Annotated in this window: 8 protein-coding genes and 1 pseudogene; 8 read left to right on the top strand and 1 reads right to left on the bottom strand. The window is 35.6% G+C overall.

Translation table 11 applies throughout. The features are described from left to right. The 5 genes and pseudogenes from ACIQ0D_RS10525 to ACIQ0D_RS10505 all read left to right on the top strand — a co-directional run. A pseudogene (locus ACIQ0D_RS10525) lies at positions 1–387 on the top strand (phenylalanine 4-monooxygenase); the annotation flags it as partial. 1 nt (position 388) lies between these two features. After that, positions 389–1,093: an SDR family oxidoreductase gene (locus ACIQ0D_RS10520; protein WP_395805389.1), complete on the top strand. Its 705-nt coding sequence runs from the start codon at positions 389–391 to the stop codon at positions 1,091–1,093. Positions 1,094–1,095: 2 nt separating this feature from the next. Further along, positions 1,096–1,590: a hypothetical protein gene (locus ACIQ0D_RS10515; protein WP_395805387.1), complete on the top strand. Its 495-nt coding sequence runs from the start codon at positions 1,096–1,098 to the stop codon at positions 1,588–1,590. 167 nt (positions 1,591–1,757) lie between these two features. Then, positions 1,758–3,752 (top strand): PAS domain-containing protein, encoded by a 1,995-nt coding sequence (locus ACIQ0D_RS10510; RefSeq protein ID WP_395805385.1) that lies wholly within the window; start codon positions 1,758–1,760, stop codon positions 3,750–3,752. Then, positions 3,745–4,107: a response regulator gene (locus tag ACIQ0D_RS10505; protein WP_395805383.1), complete on the top strand. Its 363-nt coding sequence runs from the start codon at positions 3,745–3,747 to the stop codon at positions 4,105–4,107. Before ACIQ0D_RS10510 ends, ACIQ0D_RS10505 begins: the two co-directional genes overlap by 8 nt. A 358-nt stretch (positions 4,108–4,465) precedes the next feature. On the opposite strand, the gene ACIQ0D_RS10500 is transcribed toward ACIQ0D_RS10505, so the two are convergent. Further along, positions 4,466–4,807, bottom strand: coding sequence for a single-stranded DNA-binding protein (locus ACIQ0D_RS10500; RefSeq protein ID WP_395805381.1), 342 nt, complete (start codon positions 4,805–4,807; stop codon positions 4,466–4,468). A gap of 158 nt (positions 4,808–4,965) precedes the next feature. Here ACIQ0D_RS10500 and ACIQ0D_RS10495 point away from each other — a divergent pair, with 158 nt between their 5' ends. From ACIQ0D_RS10495 to ACIQ0D_RS10485, 3 genes are all read left to right on the top strand, one after another. Then, entirely contained in the window at positions 4,966–5,319 is a 354-nt protein-coding gene (locus ACIQ0D_RS10495) for a hypothetical protein (RefSeq protein WP_395805379.1), read from the top strand. Between the two features lie 428 nt (positions 5,320–5,747). Continuing rightward, complete coding sequence (locus ACIQ0D_RS10490; RefSeq protein ID WP_395805377.1) at positions 5,748–6,224, top strand: GyrI-like domain-containing protein; 477 nt, start codon at positions 5,748–5,750, stop codon at positions 6,222–6,224. A gap of 184 nt (positions 6,225–6,408) precedes the next feature. Beyond that, on the top strand, positions 6,409–7,008 hold the full coding sequence (locus ACIQ0D_RS10485) for a DUF6624 domain-containing protein (RefSeq protein ID WP_395805375.1): 600 nt from the start codon (positions 6,409–6,411) through the stop codon (positions 7,006–7,008). Positions 7,009–7,092 lie beyond the last annotated feature (84 nt).

Raw genomic sequence — 7,092 nt, 5'->3', positions numbered from 1 at the left:
TCGGTTTTTTGCGGTGCAGCAGATAAAGCAGCATTTGAACAAATTGTACCAAAAGCGAACTCAACAAGGGAAATAACGCAATATGATGAGAAAACAAAACACTATCATAAATTGTTTCAAGATGTGCGAGACTGTAGAGAATCACAAAGCGGATTTGAAAAATTAAACGATATTTGGACCAATTTAAAACAAAATTATCGGGAAGATTGGCTATGCGGAATGGAAATTTTAGAAATTCTAGAGATGGGAAAACTAAATACTTCACTTGCAAAAGAAATTCGGATTGACTTAGAGATGAAAGCCTCTAATCAAGAAGAATTGAACAAACTTATTTACAATGGTTTTGAGCTAATCAATAGTGCAAAACCTGAATTAAACATAAATTAACATGAATATCATTATTACTGGAGCGAGCAGTGGTGTAGGATTTGAGGCTGTAATCGAGTTAATTAGCAATCAAAATAACCAGATTATTGCCCTTGCTAGGTCGGAACAAAAGCTAGCAAAACTAAAGGAAATTGCGCTTGCAATTAATCCGGATTGCACGCTTTACACTGCCAAATTTGATATTGCACATGATGATTATGAAAATGCGCTTATGCCCTATGTAAAAGAACGATTAGGCAGCGTAGATGTCTTAATAAATAATGCAGGATCATTGATTAATAAATCATTTATGCAAAGTACGCAGCTCGATTTTGCCGAAATGCTTCAAAATAATCTCCTGGGGCACATAAAAATGATTCAACATTTATCCCCATTGATGCCTCCTAAAAGTCATATTTTAAATATTGGCAGCATGGGTGGATTTCAGGGGAGTGTGAAATTTCCTGGATTAGCGGCCTACTCGGCGAGCAAGGCAGCACTGCATACCCTGACTGAATGTTTAGCCATTGAGTTTGCTGAAAGACAGATTGCTGTAAATTGCCTGGCTTTAGGTTCTGCGCAAACAGAAATGCTAGAAAAAGCCTTTCCCGATTATCAATCGCCAGTATTGGCCTTTGAAATGGGAAAATATGTGGCTGATTTTGCCTTAAACGGACATAAATTCTTTAATGGAAAAATAATTCCTGTGGCACATACAACACCTTAAACATGAAAAAAAGAGTCCTTTTCTTATTTTGGATAGTAATTATTGCAATTTCATCCTGTACGAGCGATAATTCTAAATTAAACGAAGAAGAAATGGCTACTGAATCGGCCGCCCTTTCCGATTTAGGTAAAACATTGGTAGTGCCATGGAATGTCGAATTAAACGACAGTACCCAAATGATGGAAATCAAAAGAAATCCGGAAGCTAGCATGTTTAACCTCACACCAAGTGATATGGTGGATGCAATTAATCTTAAATATCCCCAAATAAAACTAGAGTGGATGAAACAAGAAGGCAAACGCGCTATTGTAAAGATTGAAGATGCCAATTATTTAACCAGAGAATCAGGAACAGAAGGTGCAATGGCATATCTAGCCGAAGCTACATTTTCACTTACCGAATTTAAGGAAATTGAGGAAGTTGAATTTATATTTCAAGAAGGAGATCATGCACAACCGGGAATATATACTAGAGAAAGATTTAGCAACTTTAACTAATAATAAAAATTATATTGTTTTAAATAAAGAAATAATATATTGCAACAGCTAAATTTTTTACTAAATAATTAAAAATTAAAAATATTCTATTAATTAATTTAATATATCTGATATTTGGCTTGTTATAAAGCGATATTTAATTATTTTTGCTTGACTATACCTGGCTAATGTTAAAACTATTAAAAGGGATTTCGGGGGCAAATAGTGCGCTACTTGAAAACATCCACATTCAAGATTCACTTCAAAAAGCAATAGATGTTCTTGGTAGTTCCACCAATGTTGATCGATGTTATATTTTTACCAATCGAATAGATGTTGATGGAATTTTAAAGCTTTATTATACCCATGAATGGTGTAATGAGGGAGTTGTAGTTCAATTTGGGAATCCTGATTTGAGTGGCTTGAGCTACGATAATTTTCCAGGGCTATATGATGTTTTAATCTCCGACCAACCGTTATACGGAATGGTTAAAGATTTGGAGAATGATTTTTTCAGAGAAATTATGTCATCCCAGGATATAAAGTCTTTTCTCTTCACTCCAATTTTTTGCGAAGGCGATTTTTGGGGCTGGATTGGTTATGATGACTGCATGATTGAGCGTGAATGGCTTCAAGAAGAAGTAGAAGCTCTATTTTCTGTCGCACGTAACATTGGTATCCGTCTACAGCGTGAGCAAGCCGAGAAAAAATTCTTAAAGACCAAGGAGCATTTCGATCTTACCATTTTAGGATCGCAACAAGGGCAATGGAATTATGACATTGTTAATGAAAAAATTGAATTTTCGGGACTATACATGTCTATGTTAGGTTATGAGGATTTTGAATTTGAGCATGACCTTGATAGTTGGGATTCGCGACTACATCCTGAAGACTATACCCGTGTTACTACCAACATTAAAGAATATTTAGCGGGTAAATCAGATTTTTATACAGCAGAATACCGAATCAAGCACAAAAACGGTAATTATATATGGATTAGAGACACCGGTGTTGCCCAAAGAGATGAAAATGGTAAGGCAATTTACATGGTGGGTTCGCATCTCGACATCACCAAACTAAAGGAACAGCAAGAAGCTATTGAAAATCAGCGAAATGAGTACGACAACCTGATTAATAACCTTGCTGAAACTGTTTTTAGGCTTAATGAAAAGAAAGAATTTACCTTTTTAAATAGTTTCTGGAAAAACATTTCTGGTTTCGAAAATTCTGAATCGCTCAATCATTTATTCATTGATTATATTTTAACAGATGACGTAGAATTTGCTCAAAATAGTCTGAGTAAGATTAATAATTTAAAGGGTGAAGCTTCTATTTTTGACCTGCGATTAAGACAAAAAGATGGAAATATTAAGTGGGTACAGGTAATTGCAAGAAATACAACGACTGAAAATTCCGAAAATTATACCATTACAGGAAGTATCATTGACATCAATGATTATAAAGAAGCCGAATATCGTGAGAAGGAGTTGGTAGAATTAAAAACGAATTTTGTGGCGATGGCGTCACATCAATTTAGAACGCCATTAACCGTAATTTATTCAAATTTAGAGCTTTTGGAAAGTTATACACAGATTATTGAAACAAAGCTCGCCGATAAATTAACTACGCTGGCAACAAGAATTAAGAGTGAGGTAAACCGCCTTACCGAATTGATGAATAATATCTTAGTATTTGGTCGATATAATGTGAATGAGCCGGCATTAAACTCTAAGAGTATTATTTTATCAAGTCTGATAGAATCGGTGATCAACAATTATTTCTCGAGACAAACAGATGGCAGAAAAGTTGAGATTAAAGGCGATTTAGGTCAGAAGGAATTTATTCTTGATGAGCTATTTTTTACATATGTTTTGACCAATATACTTTCCAATGCATTTAAATATTCGGATGGAGCTCCCAATCCAGAATTGAGCATAGCTTATGAAAAAGATTGTGCCAAGATAAAAATAAGGGACTTCGGAATTGGGGTTCCGAAAGATGAGTTGAATAAGCTCTTCAATTCATTTTTCCGAGCATCAAATACTTCAACCATTCAGGGGTCGGGATTAGGTTTAGTAGTTGCTAAGCAATTTATAGAACTTCATAAAGGAAAGATTGAGGTTGATAGTGAATTAGGAAAAGGCACAATTTTTACACTTACACTACCCTACCCAAATGACTAAAATATTATTGGTTGAAGATGAACTCGCACTGAGGGAGACTTTAGAGGAGATTTTGGAATTAAATAATTTTGAGGTTAGCGTTGCTGAATCTGGTGAAGAAGCTTTAGAATCTCTACAAAATTCTGCTCCAGATTTAATTGTGAGCGACATTATGATGCCTGGCATCACCGGTCTAGAACTCATTGCGAAAGTCCACCAGCAAGCCCAATTCAAACAAATTCCATTTATATTTCTATCGGCATTAGCATCTAAAGAAGATCAAAACAAGGGAATTATCGCAGGCGCGAAAGGATATATTACGAAGCCTTTTAAAGCATCTGAGTTGCTGGCTTTGATTAGGGAATTGTTGGGATAGGGTTGGTTAGTTGGTTAGTTGGTTAGGCTGGCGACATTTGGAAGGGGTAGGAGTTGTCAGTTGTAAGGCTGGCGACATCTGGAAGGGTTTTGAGTTATCAGTTATCAGGCTAGCAAAATCAGGAAGGGGGGGGGATTGTTTTTAATCGCTGGCTGAGGCTCTCGAAGCCAGCTGGCTGAAAAATAGCTATATTATACTGTAACACACAGACCATAGGAAATCCTGCAGAACCCACCTCTACTCATTTACAAGCGAGACATGAAATTCTGCAAGATTTAAAAAACCACTATTGGTGTTGCTTCTAGAAAAACAAGCTTAAGTTCACCAAAAATTACATTCCGATTCCTCAAACGGAAAATTAAACGGCGGCTTTCTTACCAAGCATCTGCAATTCAGATACTATAATTTCAGTGACATAGCGCTTTATCCCATCTTTATCGGTATAGGAGCGACTAGTTAACTTCCCTTCTACCGTGATTTCGGAGCCTTTATGCAGATAAGATTCTGCAATGCTCGCTAATCCATCCCATAACACGAGATTATGCCACTGGGTATCCTCTACTTTTTCACCTTTATCATTCTTATACGATTCATTTGTGGCGATGGAAAATTTGGCTACTTTCTTTTTTTCACTGATCTTTTTTACTTCGGGCTCTGTTATGTGACCCAATAAGCGTACACTGTTTCTAAGATTACTCATCTTCTTACGTTTTAATTAAACAAAAATTTAGGTCACTTGGTAATGACAATTCGAAGGTGAGAAGAATGTAGAAATTTTACCGTAAACTAAACGGATACATACGTTTATATCCGTTTTGACAGACTAATTGTACATTCAATTTATCAAAAAGCAATGAAATGGAAAAATTATGTTTAGACTGTGGTGAAACCTTGAGAGGGCGTAGCGACAAGAAATTTTGCGATGATCAATGTCGCAGTAATTATAATAATCAATTAAAAGCGGGACAGTTAAATCATATTCGTCCAGTAAATACCATTCTAAGGAAAAACCATAGCGTACTTTCAAAAATATGTACCGGTGAGAAAATCCGCATCAAGAAAGAAGATTTATTGAAAAATGGCTTTAATCCCGATTACCATACCCATATGCTTCATGCGCAAAATGGAAATACCTATTTTTTTTGTTATGACTTTGGTTTTTTATCCCTAAGTAATGATGAGATGCTCCTGGTAAAAAGAAAGGAAAAATAATGAAACATATAAAATGGGAATCCAGGCTGATAAGGCATAGAAATGTGGATAGAATAGCCGCATATTTTGAAAATAAATGATGATTTAATAGCGCAAATTAAGGGTGAACTATAAAACTTTCAAAGTTGGAGATAAAATGATTTGGGATAAATTATACAAGAATTATTAGGTCAAAACAGCTTAAAACGACATAAATATACACTCATGTTAGTACATAAAGCTTACAACGAATTAGGAGTCCCTTTGATGATTTATAAGAATAAAATAATATATTCGAATCTAATTAAAACGATAAAAAATTTCGTAAAGCGAGCTTGATTTTGGTGAATGTTCGAAATTTTGTGTAGGATGTAAAGAAGTTAGTGGCAAGTGTTACAGACCACCGTTTCAAATGACACAGCAGACAAAAAAGAAATTTAATTAGAAAAATGACACCGAGAATTCAAACAATATACGAAAAGAAATTAGTAGGCAGACGATTAACAATGAGTTTTGCCAACTATAAAATTGGCGAACTTTGGCGAACTTTTTCACCTAGACGAAAGGAAATAACTAACAACTTGACAAATGACCTTATTTCATTGGTTATTTACAAACCCAATCATTTTGCAGACTTCAAGCCGACTAACGAATTTGAAAGGTGGGCAGCCGTTGAAGTTACAACCTTTGACAATGTGCCGACCGAAATGGAAACGTTTATTTTACACGGCGGACTTTATGCGGTGTTTGACTATAAAGGTTTGAACACGGACAATTCCATTTTCCAATATATTTTGGAAACTTGGTTGCCAACCTCTGACTACGATTTAGATAACAGACCGCATTTTGAAGTTTTAGGCGACAAATACAAAAACAACGACCCGACATCAGAGGAAGAAATTTGGATACCAATAAAAACGAAATGAGGACACCAGCCGCTAACAGCAACTACTCAAAAGGCGGATTTTCGTGTTCCAAAGACAGTTTTTTGGTAGTTGAAAGTCCAATTCTCCGAATGAAGTTCAGTGGTAATAATCCCGCCCTTTGGGCAGCTGCAAACCGTTAATGGCTATTTTTGGACGACAGTAAGAACAAAACGACATCAAAAAAATGGATTATAAAAGTATCACTGAAAAAATAATTGACCTAAAAAATACAGACTTAGCATTAAGAAACAAACTTGTTCAAAGCGGACAACTCAACGAAAGGTATAACGAAAAAATGAAGGAGTTGCACAACAGAAATGCTAAAATACTAAGCCACATAATAGACACAATCGGTTATCCGACAATAGACAAAGTTGGTAAAGAGGCAAACGAAGCGACTTGGTTGGTAATACAACACTCAATCGGACAACCTGAATTTATGAAAAAAAGTGCAGAACTATTGAAAAGTGCAGTTAATGAAAATAAAGCAGATCCGAAAAGTTTAGCATATCTAACTGACCGAATAGCAGTTCTTGAAGGTAATCCGCAACTTTACGGAACTCAATTTGATTGGGACGAACACGGAAATTTAAGCCCAAATCCTTTTGACGACTTAAACAGAGTAAATAAAAGAAGAAAATCAATCGGACTTAACACGCTTGAAGAACAAATAGAAATAATAAGAAGACAAGCAAAAAATGAAAATCAATCGCCACCGACAGACATTGAAAACAGGAAACAGGAAATTGAAGAGTGGAAAAAAAATGTCGGTTGGACAAAATAAAAACAGCCATTGACACGAGTTTTGCATCAGACGGGGTGAAGTGAAAACTTGGAGCTTTGTACTTGTATTCAAGTTCAGTGCAGG

Origin of the sequence: Daejeonella sp. (assembly GCF_044342615.1) — a bacterium.
Classification (GTDB): Bacteria; Bacteroidota; Bacteroidia; order Sphingobacteriales; family Sphingobacteriaceae; genus Daejeonella.
This window is presented reverse-complemented; position numbering and strand designations above follow the sequence as displayed.